The following is a 14,234-nucleotide window of genomic DNA, read 5'->3' as shown; positions in this document are numbered from 1 at the left end:
TCCTTTCAGGAATCCCGCCATGTCCCTCTTTGCCGATGTCACCCTTGCCCCCCGTGATCCCATCCTCGGCCTGAACGAACAGTTCAACGCCGACACCCGCCCGGGCAAGGTCAACCTCGGCGTGGGCGTCTATTACGACGAAGCCGGCAAGCTGCCGCTGCTGAAGTGCGTGCGCGAAGCCGAGGCCGCCATGGCTGCTGCGCCCAAGCCGCGCGGCTACCTGCCCATCGACGGCATCGCCGCCTATGACAAGGCCGTGCAGAAGCTCGTCTTCGGCAGCGAACTGAAGAACGTCGCCACCGTGCAGGCCATCGGCGGCACCGGCGCGCTGAAGATCGGCGCAGACTTCCTGAAGCAGCTCAACCCCGTCTCCAAGGTGCTGATCTCCGACCCGAGCTGGGAGAACCACCGCGCACTGTTCACGCAGGCCGGCTTCACCGTCGAGACCTACCCCTACTACGACGCGGCCAACAAGGGCATCAACTTCGACGGCATGCTGGCCGCGCTGAACGCCGCCCCCGCCGGCACTGTCGTCGTGCTGCACGCCTGCTGCCACAACCCGACCGGCTACGACATCACTGCCGCGCAATGGGCTGAAGTCGTCGCCGCCGTCAAGGCCAAGGGCCTGACGCCCTTCCTGGACATGGCCTACCAGGGCTTCGGCTTCGGCCTGAAGGAAGACGGCGAGGCGGTGCGCCAGTTCCTCGCCGCCGGCGTCGGCTTCTTCGTGTCGACCAGCTTCTCTAAGAGCTTCTCGCTGTACGGCGAGCGTGTCGGGGCCCTGAGCGTCGTGTGCACCAGCGACGAGGAGGCCGTGCGCGTGCTGTCACAGCTGAAGATCATGATCCGCACCAACTACTCCAACCCGCCGACGCACGGCGCGCAAGTCGTCGCCCAGGTGCTGGCCGACGACAAGCTGCGCGCGCTGTGGGAGGAAGAACTGGCCGGCATGCGTGTGCGTATCAAGGCGATGCGCAGCGCGCTGGTCGCGGCGCTGAAGGCAGCCGGCGTCACGCAAGACCTCGGCTTCGTCACTGAGCAGCTCGGCATGTTCAGCTACTCGGGCCTGAGCGCCGCCCAGATGCAGCGCCTGCGCAGCGAGTTCGCCGTCTACGGCGTGGACTCCGGCCGCATCTGCGTCGCCGCACTGAATGAGGGCAATCTGCCCACGGTTGCGGGCGCCATGGCGGCCGTGCTGAAGGGCTGAGCGCCTTTTTTGCACCAGTGAAGTGCAAAGGATTGGCGGTTCGCCCGCCGATCCAATGCTGCACCGCACAAGACCGACAACGTTTTCTGGCACCATCAAGCCTTCCTGATCCTCGCCAAGGCCGGCCATGCTGTACCAACTGTTCGAAACCCAGCGCGCCCTGCTGAGCCCGTTCTCCGAGTTCGCCGCCGCGTCGGCCAAGCTCTACAGCCACCCGCTGTCGCCCTTTGCGCACACGCCCATGGCGCAGCGCCTGTCCGCCGGGCTGGACCTGATGCACCGCCTGGCCAAGGAGTACGAAAAGCCCGAGTTCGACATCCGCTCGGTCGAGGTCGACGGCGTCGACGTGGCCGTGCAGGAGCTGGTGGCGCTGGAGAAGCCCTTCTGCCGCCTGCTGCGCTTCAAGCGCTACACGGACGAGCTGAACGTGCTGTCGCAGATGAAGGACCAGCCCACCGTCCTCGTCGTCGCGCCGCTGTCCGGCCACCACAGCACGCTGCTGCGTGAGACGGTCAAGCAACTGCTGAAGACCCACAAGGTCTACATCACCGACTGGACGGACGCACGCATGGTGCCGCTTGAAGTCGGTCCGTTCCATTTGGACGACTACATCGCCTACGTGCAGGAGTTCATCCGCCACGTCGGCGGCGCGGACAGCCACGTCATCTCCGTCTGCCAGCCCACGGTGCCCGTGCTGGCCGCCATCTCGCTGATGGCCAGCGCCGGCGAGGCCACGCCGCGCAGCATGACCATGATGGGCGGCCCCATCGACGCCCGCAAGAGCCCGACGGCCGTCAACAACCTGGCCATGAACCGCAGCTACAGCTGGTTCGAGAACAACGTCATCTACCGCGTGCCGACCAACTTCCCCGGCTCCGGCCGCGCGGTCTACCCCGGCTTCCTGCAGCACACCGGCTTCGTGGCGATGAACCCGGACCGCCACCTGACCTCGCACTACGACTACTTCCTGGACCTGGTGCGCGGCGACGGCGACAGCGCCGAGGCGCACCGCAAGTTCTACGACGAGTACAACGCCGTGCTCGACATGCCGGCCGAGTACTACCTCGACACCATCAAGACCGTCTTCCAGGACTTCGGCCTGGTCAACGGCACCTGGGAAGTCAACGGCCAGCTGGTGCGCCCGCAAGACATCACGACAACGGCGCTGCTGACCGTCGAAGGCGAACTCGACGACATCTCCGGCGCCGGCCAGACCCGGGCCGCGCACGACATCTGCTCCGGCGTGCCCAAGCAGCACCAGTTCCACTACGACGCCATCGGCGCGGGCCACTACGGCATCTTCTCGGGCCGCCGCTGGCGCGAGAACGTCTACCCGCAGGTCTGTGACTTCATTGCCAAGTACGAAGCCGCGCCGCTGAAGAAGACGGCCAAGGCCACGGCAGCAAAGGCCACGGCCAAATCGGCGCCGGCCCGCAAGCGCAGAGCGTGAGCCTGGCCGAGCTGATCGACGCCGCGCTGCCGCAGACCCAATGCACCCGCTGCGGCTACCCGGACTGCCGTCGCTACGCTGAAGCCGTGGCCGCTGGCGAGGCCGACATCAACCAGTGCCCGCCGGGCGGCGCCGAGGGCGTGGCTCGGCTCGCAGCGATCACCGGACGACCGGCGCACCCGCTGAATCCCGTGAACGGCATCGAAGCCACGCGCGGCGTGGCCGTCATCGACGAGGCCTGGTGCATAGGCTGCACGCTGTGCATCAAGGCCTGCCCGGCGGACTGCATCGTCGGCGCGCCTAAGGCCATGCACGTCGTCGTCACGGCGCAGTGCACCGGCTGCGAACTCTGTGTGCCGGCATGTCCGGTCGACTGCATCTCCATGCCCGAGGTGACCACGACGACGGGCTGGGCCGCCTGGAGCCAGCCGCAGGCCGACGAGGCCCGCGAGCGCTATGTCTTCCGCCAGTTCCGCCGCCACCGAGAAGCGGAAGAAAACGAGGCGCGACTGGCCGAAAAGGCCCAGGCCAAGCTGGCCGACCTGGCGGCGGCGTCGGCCATCACCGACCCCGCCCAACTCGACCGCAAGCGCGCCGCCATCGAGGCGGCCATGGCCCGGGCGCGCGCCAAGCGCAGCTGAAGCCCGTCGACAATGTCAGCATGAACGGTGCTCAAGTCGAACGCTTTTTCGCCATACTGAAGGCCGCCAACCCGGCGCCGCAGACCGAGCTGGAATTCGCCAGCGTCTTCGAGCTGCTGACCGCCGTGCTGCTTTCCGCTCAAGCCACCGACGTGGGCGTAAACAAAGCCACCAGGCGCCTGTTCGCCGTCGCCAACACGCCGGCGCAAGTCCTGGCGCTGGGCCAGGATGGCCTGGAATCGCACATTAAGACCATCGGCCTGTACCGCAGCAAGGCCAAGCACCTGCTGCAGACCTGCGCCATGCTCATCGAGCAGCACGGCGGCGAGGTGCCGCGCTCGCGCACCGAGCTGGAGGCGCTGCCCGGCGTCGGCCGCAAGACCGCCAACGTCGTACTCAACGTCGCCTTCGGCGAGCCGACGATGGCCGTCGACACGCACATCTTCCGCGTCGGCAATCGCACGGGCCTGGCGCCCGGCAAAACACCACTGGCTGTGGAGTTAGGCCTTCTCGACCGCATCCCCGAGGCCTACCTCGTCGACGCCCACCACTGGCTGATCCTGCATGGCCGCTATGTCTGCCAGGCGCGCAAGCCCCTTTGCAATGTTTGCACCGTCATCAACGAGTGTGACACCGGCCGCAACCTAAAATCGGCGCCCGCCTGATCCCGAGCCCATCCATGGCCAGCCTGACCGACCTGACAGACCGCGTGGAGCGCCTGCTCGTGCGACACGACGAAATCCTGCGCACCAACCTGCTGCTGCAGGTGCAGCTCACCGCCATCACGCAGGAGCGCGACAGCCTTCGCTCGCGCCTGAGCGCCGCCCGCGCCCGTGTGGATGCGCTGCTGGAGCGCCTGCCAGCCGAAGCGCCCAAGGAGGAGCAGCCATGAAGCAGATGGAAGTGACCATCATGGGCCAGAGCTACCTGCTCGGCTGCCCACCCGGCGGCGAGGCAGCGCTGACCGCCGCCGTGGCTCAGGTCGACCGCGAGATGAGCGCCATCCGCGACGCCGGCAAGGTCAAGGCCCGCGAGCGCATCGCCGTGCTGGCCGCGTTGAACCTGGCCTATCAACTCGCCGACACCCCACGAGAAGCCGCTGCTTCTACACCGGTTTCCTCACCCGAAGTCGATGCCCTGATCAAACGACTGGATGAAGCCCTTGGACATGACGGGCAGTTGCTCTGAGCGCTTAAAATCCGCCGCGTCCACTGCTTTCCCCGGGGCTTTATTTCCTTCATCCGATGCTCTATGAGCAAGGGCTTGGAAAATGCCGGATGGGCGTGATCGTCTCGCGTCAGATGAACCCGAAGTCCGGCTGACTTCGCCCACCTGATTACCCCTGGGTGTTCAGGATCTCGGCCCCCAGGATTGCGGTGGACACCTTCTTCCCCCTTAGCATCAGCCCATGAACTACTGGCTGATGAAGTCGGAGCCCGACGAAGCGGCTATCACCGACCTGGCCCGCGCAGGCACGCTGCCCTGGACCGGTGTGCGCAACTACCAGGCGCGCAATTTGATGCGCGACGCGATGCGGCTCGGTGATGGCGTGCTTTTCTATCACTCGTCCTGCGCCGAGCCCGGTGTCGCCGGCCTCGCCGAAGTCTGCAGCGCGGCCTACCCGGACGCAACGCAGTTCGACCCGGCCAGCCCCTACTTCGACCCCAAGTCCAAGCCCGACGCGCCGCGCTGGGTGCACGTGGACGTGCGCTGGCGCGAGACGACGCGGTTGCTGAGCCTCAAGGAGATGCGCGAGGCGCCGGAGTTGGCCAGCATGCAGGTGCTGCAGCGCGGGAGCCGGCTGTCCATCACGCCGGTCACCGCAGCCGAATGGCAGGCGGTGCTGAAGCGGCTGCACGCCGCATGACCGCAGGCCTCGTCGCCGAACTGCTGGCACTGGGCCTGGCAGCCGGCTTTCTTGCCGGGCTGCTGGGCATAGGCGGAGGCATGCTGATGGTGCCCTTCCTGACCTTCATCCTCGGCCAGCGAGGCGTGGAGGCCGGCCTGGCCGTCAAGATGGCCATTGCCACGTCGATGGCGACCATCATGTTCACGTCGCTGTCCAGCGTATGGGCGCACCACAAGCGCGGCGCTGTGCGCTGGGATCTCGTCAAGGGTCTGGCGCCCGGCATCCTGGCCGGTGGGCTGCTGGCCGGCGCAGGGCTGTTCGCGCTGCTCAAGGGCGCCTGGCTGGCGCTGGTGTTTGCCGCCTTCGTCGGCTTCTCGGGCTGGCAGATGCTGCGCAACAAGCGGCCCGCGCCAAGCCGCCAGATGCCTGGCCCGGCCGGCCAGTTCAGCGCCGGTGCCGGCATTGGTTTGCTGTCGGGGCTGGTCGGTGCGGGCGGCGGCTTCGCCAGCGTGCCCTTCATGGTCTGGTGCAACGTGCCGGTGCACTTCGCCGTGGCGACGAGCGCGGCGCTGGGCTTCCCCATCGCCATCGCCAACACGCTGGGCTACGTCGCGGCAGGCTGGGGCATGGAGCCAGTGCTGCCCGGCACCTTCGGCTATCTCTATCTGCCGGCGCTCGCGCTGATCGCCGTGGCCAGCGTGACGATGGCGCCGCTGGGTGCGCGCGCGGCGCATGCGATGAATGTGGCCCAGCTGAAGAAGGCCTTCGCGACGCTGCTGTTCGCGCTCGCGGCCTACATGCTTTGGAAGGGTCTGTCGGGGCTTTAGCCGAAGGCGATGGACGCCAGCACGACCTGGTTGCCGCCGCGGCGCTGTGCCTCGTGGACGGCAGCCTCGCTGGCGTTCATCAGCTCGTCCTGGCGCGACGCCGTGTGCGGGAAGCTGGACACGCCCATCGAAATCGAAAGGCCCAGGTCCTGGCCGTTCAGCACGACGATCTGGGCCGCGCACTGGCGGCGCAACTGCTCCATGCGCGCATGTGCCGTGGCCAGGCCGACGCCCGACAGCAGCACGGCAAAGCGCTGCGCGCCGATGCGGCAGGCCGAGTCCATCGCCCGCGTGTTGGCGCGCAGCATGCGACCGATGCCCTCCAGCAGGCGCTGCTGCGCGTCGTCACCCAGGCTCGCCACGGCGGGCGATGAATCCAGCGCAATGACGACGAGCGCGAACTCGCGATGCTCGCGCGAGGACAGGTCAATCTCGCGCAACAACTGGTCGTCGAACTGCGGCCGCATGTACAGGCCCGAGACATCGTCGCGGCCCGAGCCTTGCTGCAGCTCGCGGCGGATCTGCTCGATGGCTGCCTGCTGCTGCTCGATCTGCGCCAGCGCGCGCTGCAGATGCGACTCACGGTGGCGCTCCTCGGTGCGCTCATGCCAGACCGACAGCAGGAAGTCCTGACCCAGCGCCAGACGCGTCACGCTGAACTCGCGGCGGCGGCCGTTGATCTCCAGCTTGTGCTCCGAGACGACCGGGTGGCGCTGCGCCATGACGGTCTGCTCGACACGGCGCAACGCCGTCGTCTCATCGGGCTTCAGCAGCTCGGCATCGGTGTGACCGACGACTTGTTCCTGCTCGAACATCTGCGCCAGGCCGGCGCTGGCGAAAACGTAGCGGCCATTGGCCACGGCCTTGATGGCCGCCTGGCTCCCCAGCGGCTCGATCAGCGACACCAGGCCTGCCAGTGTTTCATCGACCAGCGCGGCATGACCGGCCAGCCAGTGCGCCAGGCTGCCGGGTTGCGTCGCGGATGGGTCGGCGGTCATGTCGATGGAATCGTTTTTGATGCGATCAGGTGCCATCGGCGGGGAACCGGGCTGATCCAGGATGTCAAGGGACTGTAGTGGGGCGTGCGCGCGGCCAGCAAGACCAGCTCACCCCATGAATCGGGCCTCCCCCCTAGAAGCCCTGACGCATCACTTGCTTGCATCCTACCGAGTTTCAACAGGCCGCCCACGACAATGCAGGTCGTTTCAAGAGTGGTTTATGCAGCGATTCGATGTGGTGGTGGTGGGTGCAGGCGCCGCAGGCCTGTTCTGTGCGGGGCTTGCGGGCCAGCGGGGCTTGAGCGTGCTGTTGATCGACCATGCGCAGAAGCTGGCTGAAAAGATCCGAATCTCCGGTGGCGGGCGTTGCAATTTCACGAATCGCGAGGCGGGGCCGGGCAACTTTCTGTCCGAGAACCCCGCCTTCTGCCGCTCGGCGCTGGCGCGCTACACGCCGCAGGACTTCATCAAGCTCGTGCAAGGCCACGGCATTGCCTTCCACGAGAAGCACAAGGGCCAGCTGTTCTGCGACGACTCCGCCGAGCAGATCATCAAGATGCTGGTCAGCGAGTGCGACGCGGGCGGCGTGACGCGCTGGCAGCCGTGCACGGTGGCCGATGTACGCCGGCTGCCCGACGGCGGCTTCGAGCTGGACACCAGCCAGGGGCCGGTGACGACGCCGCGGATGGTCGTTGCGACCGGCGGGCTGCCGGTGCCCAAGATCGGCGCCAGCGACTGGGGCCTTCGCCTGGCCAAACGCTTCGAACACGCCATCGTCGAGCCCCGCCCTGCCCTCGTGCCGCTGACCTTCGATGCCGACGCCTGGGCGCCGTTCGCCGCGCTGGCCGGGCTGTCGCTGCCGGTCGAGGTGTCCTGCGGCAGCGGCAAGGCGCGCGGGCGCTTCCTGGAGGACTTGCTGTTCACGCACCGCGGGTTGAGTGGCCCGGCCATCCTGCAGATTTCGAGCTACCGGACGGCCGCCGACCAGCCTCTGCAGATCAACCTCGCGCCCGAACTGCAGCTCGACAAGGACCTCGTGGACGCCAAGGCCACGTCCCGCCGCCAGCTCGGCAACGAGTTCGCGGCCCGCCTGCCGCAGCGCCTGGCCGGCGCGTGGCTGGAACGCGCCAAGCTAGACGCGGCGAAACCGCTGGCGGAATGCCGCGACGCCGACCTTCAGCGCCTGGGCCGCAGCGTGCACGACTGGCAGCTGATGCCCAGCGGCGACGAAGGCTGGCGCAAGGCCGAGGTCATGCGCGGCGGCGTCTCGACGCGGGACCTCAGCTCGCAGACGCTGGAAAGCAAACGCGTGCCCGGGCTGTATTTCATCGGCGAAGTCGTCGACGTGACGGGCTGGCTGGGGGGTTACAACTTCCAGTGGGCATGGGCCAGCGCGGCGGCCTGCGCTGCGGCCATGGCAGAGGCTGCAACGCCCATCTGAGCAAATCTTGGCAAGTCCTTGATTTTCTGGCTACAATCCTCGGCTTTGCTGGCAAACCCCGCGCGTCGATTCGCTGCATGTCATTGGACTGAACAAGTGACGCAGTAATCCGGAACCTGCTGCTGATACTGAAGCTGCGAATACCGAGCGCAATCTGAAGGAAATACATGACCACTATCCGCGTCAAAGAAAACGAGCCGTTCGACGTCGCACTGCGTCGCTTCAAGCGCACCATCGAAAAGCTGGGCCTGCTGACCGACCTGCGCGCCCGCGAGTTCTACGAGAAGCCCACCGCTGAGCGCAAGCGCAAGAAGGCTGCGGCCGTCAAGCGCCACTACAAGCGCGTGCGCAGCATGCAGCTGCCCAAGAAGCTGTACTGATCGTCTCCTGACGCGACCCGGAACCCTGTGTTCCGGTGAACTCCAAAACCCGCCACAGGACGCTGTCGCGGGTTTTTGTCTTTTTGAATCGGACCTCCCCATGAGCCTCAAAGACCGCATCACCGAAGACATGAAGGCCGCCATGCGCGCCAAGGACGCCGACCGTCTGCTGACCATCCGCGGCCTGCTGGCCGCCGTCAAGCAGAAGGAAGTGGACGAGCGCGTCGTCGTGGACGACATGGCTCTCGTCGTCATCGTCGACAAGCTGATCAAGCAGCGCAAGGATTCGATCAGCCAGTTCAGCGCCGCCGGTCGCGACGACCTCGTCGCCAAGGAAACCGCCGAGCTGGCCGTGCTGCAGGCCTATCTGCCCGAGCGCCTGTCGGCCGAGGCCGTGGCGGAGAAGGTCGCCGCGATCCTTGTCGAACTGGGTGCTACGGGTCCGTCCGACATGGGCAAGGTCATGGCTGCCGCCAAGGCCGCGCTGGGCAACTCGGCCGAGATGAGCACGGTATCCGCCGCGGTCAAGGCCGCGCTGGCCAAGTAAGGAGATCACCATGAGCCTGCCCCTGCAAGCGATCGCCCCCGACATCTGCGCTGCGCCGCAGTTGTCGCCCGAAGCCATGGCCGAAGCCGCCGCGATGGGCTTCAAGAGCGTGGTCAACAACCGGCCCGACTTCGAGCATGGCCCGGACCAGCCGACCTCGGCCGAGATGGAGACCGCCGCGAAAGCCGCCGGTTTGGAATACCGCCATCTGCCGGTGGCCGGCGGCTACCAGTCGCCGGAGGAGATCGCCGCCTTCGCACAGCTGTTGCAGGAGCTGCCACGGCCGCTGCTGGTGTTCTGCCGCTCCGGCGCGCGCTCGACGCGCCTGTTCGTCCAGGCTCAACAGCTCGGCTGAACCCGCTCATGCCCGGCCCCTGCAGGGGCCTGTCCTTCGGCACGCGTCGCACAGTGCGCAGGCACTGTGCCCGGTCGCGTCTCAGTGGCCGAGGTAGGCGGCCTGCACGCGCGGGTCGCCCAGCAGTTCGGCACCGCGGCCTTGCAGCACCACTTCGCCGCTCTCCACCACGTAGGCGCGATGGGCGAGCTTGAGCGCCTGCTTCACGTTCTGCTCGACGAGGAAGATCGTCAGCCCTTCGGCGTTGATGCGTTTCAGCGTGCGGAAGATGTCCTGCACGATGAGGGGCGCGAGACCCATCGACGGTTCGTCCAGCAGCAGCAGCCGAGGCTTGGCCATCAAGGCGCGGCCGATGGCCAGCATCTGCTGCTCGCCACCGGACAGACTGCCAGCCATCTGCGTTGCCCGCTCGGCCAGGCGCGGGAACAGCGAATAGATGCGATCGACATCGCGTGCCCGTGCGGTGGCGCCATCGCGGCGCGTGTAGGCGCCCAGGTCCAGGTTCTCTCGCACGGTCAGCGTCGTCAGCGTGGCCCGGCCTTCGGCGACCTGCACCAGGCCGCTGGCGACGATGCGGTGTGGCGCCATGGCTGAGATGTCCTGACCATCGAAGTGCACGGCACCTGCAGCCTTCTTCACAAGCCCGGACAGCGCCATCAACGTCGTGGTCTTGCCGGCGCCATTGGCGCCGACCAGCGCCGTGATCTCGCCGGCGGCCAGGTCGAGATCGATGCCGCGTACCGCGTTGACGTGACCGTAGTTGATGCTCAGCCCGCGCACGCTGAGCAAGGCTTGCGCGCTCATGCCGCCACCTCTTCGTCGTCATCGCGACCCAGGTAGGCCTCGATGACCTGCGGGTCGTTGCGCACGGCTTCAGGCCCGCCCTGGGCAATGATGCGGCCGAAGTTCAGTACGGCGATGTGCTCGCACAGGCCCATCACGAAGCGCATGTCGTGTTCGATCATGAAGATGGTGTAGCCGCGCGCCTGGATGTTGCGGATCTCGGCCATCAGCTCGGTCTTCTCGGCGCCGTTCATGCCGGCCACCGGTTCATCCAGCAACAGCAGCTTGGGCTCGGTGGCCAGCGCACGGGCGAGTTCAAGCTTGCGCTGCTCGCCATAGCTGAGGTTGTCGGCAATGTCATCGGCCTTGTGGTCCAGCTTCATCCAGGACAGCAACTCGCGCGCCCGGTCACGTGCGGCGCGTTCGGCGGCGCGGAAGCTGGGCAGGCGCAGCAGCAGCCCGGCCGGGCCATAGGCCAGCCGGCCATGCATGCCGACGATGACGTTCTCCAGCAGCGTCATCTCCTTGAACACGCGGATGTTCTGGAAGGTGCGCGCCACGCCGCTGGCGGTGATGCGGTGGGGCTTGCGGCCGACGAGGCTTTCGCCGTTGAACAGGATGTCGCCCGACGTGGGCGGCAGCAGGCCGGTGATGAGGTTGACGACGGTGGTCTTGCCGGCGCCGTTGGGGCCGATGAGGCCGAAGATGCCGCCGGCTGGCACGTCGAAGCTGACGTCCTGCAGCACCTTGAGGCCGCCGAAGTGGCGCGAGACGGATTGCAGCGTCAGCATGCTCAGCGCCTCCGGCCCAGCAGCGCGCGCAGCCGCGCCGGGTCCCACAGGCCGCGCGGCAGGAACAGCACGATCACCACGAGGATGAGCCCGTTGAACACGTTGCGGAAGTCCGCCAGGCCGCGCAGCAACTCGGGCAGCAACGTCAGGATGACGGCGCCGGAGATCGGTCCCATCAGGCCATTGATGCCGCCGAGGATGGTCATGGTCAGGATCTCGACGCCGCGGTCGAAGCCGTATTCGTTGGGGCCGATGAAGAAGGTCAGGTGCGCGTTGAGTGCACCGGCCAGACCGGCCAGCATCGCACCCAGCACGAAGGCCAGCATCTTGTGGGCGTTGACGTCGATGCCCATCAGGCCGGCTGCCGTCTCATCAAGCTTGATGGCTTCGAAGGCCCGCCCGACCTTGGAGCAGCGCAGCAGCGCCAGCACCGCGCATGCCAGCAGCAGCGCCAGCAAGACATGCCACCACTGGGTCGATGGCGGAATGCCGTTCAGCCCCAGGGCGCCGCCGGTCCAGTCCTCGGTGTTGAGGATGAAGATGCGCACCACCTCGCCGAAGGCCAGCGTGGCCATCGCCAGGTAGACACCGGACAGCCGCAGCGTGGGCCCGCCCATCAGCAACGCCACCAGCGCGGGTGCGGCCATGCCGCCCGCCAGCGCGACCGGGAACGGCATGCCGGCATTCATCGTCAGCAGCGCCGCCGTGTAAGCACCGATCCCCATGAAAGCGCCGTTGGCCATGGCCAGCATGCCGCAGGACAGCGTCAGGTAGATAGACAGCGCCAGCAGCGAGTTGGTGCCCAGCGTGAGCACCAGGTTGCTGTAGACGGCCCAGAAGTTGTCGAACGCTTCCACGGCTAGACCTTGCGTTCGTTGACGGTACCGAACAAGCCTTTTGGCCGCAGCAGCAACACGGCGAACAGCAGGCCAAAGCCGACCGCGTCGCGCATCGTCGAGCCGATGTAGGCCACCGACAGCACCTCGGCAAAGCCCAGGAACAGCCCCGCCAGCATCGCACCGCGGATGTCGCCCATGCCGCCCAGGATGATGACGGCGATGCCCTTGTGCAGGATGGGCTGGCCCATCAGCGGGTACAGCGCGTTGGAGTACAGGCCGATCAGCACGCCGGCCACGCCGCCCAGGCCGGCGGCGAAGAAGCTGGTCAGCATGAACAGGCCGCCCACGTTGATGCCCAGCAGCGCCGCCGCCTTGGGCGACTCGGCGATGGCGCGCAGCGCGCGGCCCAGTTGCGTGCCGCGCAGCACCAGCAGCAGCACGGCCATCAGCACGAAGGACAGCAGGATGATGCCCAGCTCCAGCACCGTGACATGCAGGCCGGCGATGGTCAGCGTGGCGTGCGGCAGGACCTCGGCCGGGAAGCGCAGGTTCTCGGCGCCGAAGATGCCTTGCGCCAGGCTGTTCAGCGCAATCGCCAGGCCGATGGTGGCGATCATCGGGATCAGGTGCGGCGCATTGCGCGCCCGCAGCGGCCGCAACACCAGCACATCGATCAGCAGCCCCAGCAGGCCCGACGCCAGGAAGGCCACCGCCAGCGCGCCGGCCAGCGGCAGGTTCAGCTTGAGGACGGCCTGCAGCGCCGCATAGGCGCCGACCATGAACACCGCGCCGTGCGACAGGTTGACGACGCCCAGCACACCGAACACCAGCGTGAAGCCGAGGGCGAACAGCGCATACACGCTGCCCAGCGAAAGGGCGTTAAAGAGCTGCTGTTCAAGCACGTGAGGAACCCGGACAAAAGACAAGGCCTGCGACGGGAAGCCGCAGGCAGCAGCGGCAGACGTACCGCGCTACTTCTCGATCGCGTAGCGGCCGTTCTTCGTCACGCTGACGATGGCGGTCTGGTTGGCGTCGTAGCCGGCCGGTTTGCCAGCCTTGTCGACAGCGCGGCGGAACGCGAAGCCGCCGGTGGCGCCGGTCCACTTCACGTCGGGCAGCGCGCTGCGCAACGCGGCGCGGTCCTTGGCGAGGTCGCCGCTGAGCTTGACCTTCTTCAGCGCCTGCGCGGTGATGTACATCGCGTCATAGGCCTGCGCGGCGAACTGGTCGGGCGCGGACTTGTGCAGCCTGGTGAAGGCGACGACGAAGGCGCTGTTCTCCTTGGTCTGGTTTTCGACGGACCAGGGGCTGCCGATCCACAGGCCGTCGGACGCGCCCTTGGCGAGGTCGAACACCTTGACCGAATTCATGCCGTTGCCGCCGATGACCGGCACGTTCAGGCCGAGCTGGCGGGCCTGCACCATGATCGGCGCGCCTTCGGCGATGAGGGCGGACAGCACCAGCGCGTCGGGGTTGCTGGCCTTGATCTTGGTCAACTGCGCCTTGAAGTCGACGTCGCCCTTGGCAAAGGTCTCGGTTGTGGTGACGGCGATCTTCTGCGCCTCAAGCGCCTTCTTGAAGTTGTCGTAGCCGCTCTTGGTGAAGACGTCGTCGTTGCCGTACAGCACGGCGACCTTCTTGATGGCCAGCTTCTTGACGGCCGTGGACAGCGTCACCGGCAGCACGTCGGCCTCGGTCACCGAGTTGCGGAACACGTGGTCGCCAATGGACGTGATGCCGTCGGCCGTGTTGGACGTGCCGAAGACGACGACCTTGGCCGCCTGCGCGATGGGGTTGGCGGCCTGGGCGGAGTTGGACAGCGTGGGGCCGAACAGCATCAGCACCTTGTCCTGGAAGATCAGCTTCTTGAAGGCATTGATCGCCTCCTCCTTCTTGCCCTGCTCGTCCTCGACGACCAACACCAACTTGTTGCCGTTGATGCCGCCTGCGGCGTTGATCTCGTCGGCCGCGAGCTGGAAGCCGTTGCGGATGCTCAGCCCGTACTGCGCGGCACCGCCCGACAGCGCCTCCGCGACACCCAGCTTGATGTCGGCGGCCTGGGCCACACCGGCCAGCGCGATGAAGGCGGCGACGGCGAGCGGCTTGAGTGTGCGAGTGATCATTGT

General features: G+C 67.0%; 18 protein-coding genes. 12 read left to right on the top strand and 6 right to left on the bottom strand.

Annotated elements, in window-relative coordinates; all coding sequences use genetic code 11:
- Positions 1–19 precede the first annotated feature (19 nt).
- The 8 genes from ACG00Y_RS15385 (at position 20) to ACG00Y_RS15350 (ending at position 5,974) form a co-directional block, all read left to right on the top strand.
- Complete coding sequence (locus ACG00Y_RS15385; protein WP_394480277.1) at positions 20–1,207, top strand: amino acid aminotransferase; 1,188 nt, start codon at positions 20–22, stop codon at positions 1,205–1,207.
- A gap of 127 nt (positions 1,208–1,334) precedes the next feature.
- Positions 1,335–2,657, top strand: coding sequence for a polyhydroxyalkanoate depolymerase (locus ACG00Y_RS15380; RefSeq protein ID WP_394480275.1), 1,323 nt, complete (start codon positions 1,335–1,337; stop codon positions 2,655–2,657).
- Entirely contained in the window at positions 2,654–3,298 is a 645-nt protein-coding gene (gene rsxB / locus ACG00Y_RS15375; protein ID WP_394480272.1) for an electron transport complex subunit RsxB, read from the top strand. Before ACG00Y_RS15380 ends, rsxB begins: the two co-directional genes overlap by 4 nt.
- A gap of 20 nt (positions 3,299–3,318) precedes the next feature.
- Positions 3,319–3,963, top strand: coding sequence for an endonuclease III (gene nth, locus ACG00Y_RS15370; RefSeq protein ID WP_394480269.1), 645 nt, complete (start codon positions 3,319–3,321; stop codon positions 3,961–3,963).
- A 14-nt stretch (positions 3,964–3,977) separates the two neighbouring features.
- Positions 3,978–4,190, top strand: coding sequence for a DUF904 domain-containing protein (locus ACG00Y_RS15365; RefSeq protein ID WP_268165868.1), 213 nt, complete (start codon positions 3,978–3,980; stop codon positions 4,188–4,190).
- On the top strand, positions 4,187–4,486 hold the full coding sequence (locus ACG00Y_RS15360) for a cell division protein ZapA (protein WP_394480267.1): 300 nt from the start codon (positions 4,187–4,189) through the stop codon (positions 4,484–4,486). The genes ACG00Y_RS15365 and ACG00Y_RS15360 overlap by 4 nt, the downstream gene beginning before the upstream one ends.
- A 220-nt stretch (positions 4,487–4,706) precedes the next feature.
- Complete coding sequence (locus ACG00Y_RS15355; protein WP_394480265.1) at positions 4,707–5,165, top strand: EVE domain-containing protein; 459 nt, start codon at positions 4,707–4,709, stop codon at positions 5,163–5,165.
- Complete coding sequence (locus tag ACG00Y_RS15350) at positions 5,162–5,974, top strand: sulfite exporter TauE/SafE family protein (RefSeq protein ID WP_394480263.1); 813 nt, start codon at positions 5,162–5,164, stop codon at positions 5,972–5,974. The genes ACG00Y_RS15355 and ACG00Y_RS15350 overlap by 4 nt, the downstream gene beginning before the upstream one ends.
- Here the strand turns inward: ACG00Y_RS15350 and ACG00Y_RS15345 are convergent.
- On the bottom strand, positions 5,971–6,972 hold the full coding sequence (locus tag ACG00Y_RS15345) for a GGDEF domain-containing protein (RefSeq protein ID WP_394480261.1): 1,002 nt from the start codon (positions 6,970–6,972) through the stop codon (positions 5,971–5,973). The genes ACG00Y_RS15350 and ACG00Y_RS15345 overlap by 4 nt on opposite strands.
- 220 nt (positions 6,973–7,192) lie before the next feature.
- Between ACG00Y_RS15345 and ACG00Y_RS15340 the strand changes: the two genes are divergently transcribed.
- From ACG00Y_RS15340 to ACG00Y_RS15325, 4 genes are all read left to right on the top strand, one after another.
- On the top strand, positions 7,193–8,413 hold the full coding sequence (locus ACG00Y_RS15340; protein WP_394480259.1) for a BaiN/RdsA family NAD(P)/FAD-dependent oxidoreductase: 1,221 nt from the start codon (positions 7,193–7,195) through the stop codon (positions 8,411–8,413).
- A gap of 167 nt (positions 8,414–8,580) precedes the next feature.
- Complete coding sequence (gene rpsU / locus ACG00Y_RS15335; protein WP_007833691.1) at positions 8,581–8,793, top strand: 30S ribosomal protein S21; 213 nt, start codon at positions 8,581–8,583, stop codon at positions 8,791–8,793.
- Between the two features lie 100 nt (positions 8,794–8,893).
- The gene (locus ACG00Y_RS15330; RefSeq protein ID WP_394480256.1) at positions 8,894–9,340 is read left to right on the top strand and encodes a GatB/YqeY domain-containing protein; all 447 of its coding nucleotides are present in this window, start codon (positions 8,894–8,896) and stop codon (positions 9,338–9,340) included.
- 10 nt (positions 9,341–9,350) lie between these two features.
- Entirely contained in the window at positions 9,351–9,695 is a 345-nt protein-coding gene (locus ACG00Y_RS15325) for a protein tyrosine phosphatase family protein (protein ID WP_394480254.1), read from the top strand.
- An 81-nt stretch (positions 9,696–9,776) separates the two neighbouring features.
- Here ACG00Y_RS15325 and ACG00Y_RS15320 read toward each other — a convergent pair whose 3' ends face one another.
- The 5 genes from ACG00Y_RS15320 to ACG00Y_RS15300 all read right to left on the bottom strand — a co-directional run bounded on the left by ACG00Y_RS15320 (position 9,777) and on the right by ACG00Y_RS15300 (position 14,231).
- Positions 9,777–10,499, bottom strand: coding sequence for an ABC transporter ATP-binding protein (locus ACG00Y_RS15320; protein WP_394480252.1), 723 nt, complete (start codon positions 10,497–10,499; stop codon positions 9,777–9,779).
- Positions 10,496–11,269, bottom strand: coding sequence for an ABC transporter ATP-binding protein (locus tag ACG00Y_RS15315; RefSeq protein WP_394480250.1), 774 nt, complete (start codon positions 11,267–11,269; stop codon positions 10,496–10,498). Before ACG00Y_RS15315 ends, ACG00Y_RS15320 begins: the two co-directional genes overlap by 4 nt.
- 2 nt (positions 11,270–11,271) lie before the next feature.
- Positions 11,272–12,126: a branched-chain amino acid ABC transporter permease gene (locus tag ACG00Y_RS15310; RefSeq protein ID WP_394480247.1), complete on the bottom strand. Its 855-nt coding sequence runs from the start codon at positions 12,124–12,126 to the stop codon at positions 11,272–11,274.
- 2 nt (positions 12,127–12,128) lie between these two features.
- Complete coding sequence (locus tag ACG00Y_RS15305) at positions 12,129–13,010, bottom strand: branched-chain amino acid ABC transporter permease (protein WP_394480246.1); 882 nt, start codon at positions 13,008–13,010, stop codon at positions 12,129–12,131.
- Positions 13,011–13,079: 69 nt separating this feature from the next.
- Positions 13,080–14,231: an ABC transporter substrate-binding protein gene (locus ACG00Y_RS15300; protein WP_394480244.1), complete on the bottom strand. Its 1,152-nt coding sequence runs from the start codon at positions 14,229–14,231 to the stop codon at positions 13,080–13,082.
- Positions 14,232–14,234: the final 3 nt, after the last annotated feature.

The sequence above is a fragment of the Pelomonas parva genome, assembly GCF_043555835.1.
GTDB classification, from domain to species: Bacteria; Pseudomonadota; Gammaproteobacteria; order Burkholderiales; family Burkholderiaceae_C; genus Pelomonas; species Pelomonas parva.
Note: the sequence above shows the minus strand (reverse complement) of the source record. Positions and strands in the feature narration are given on the sequence as shown.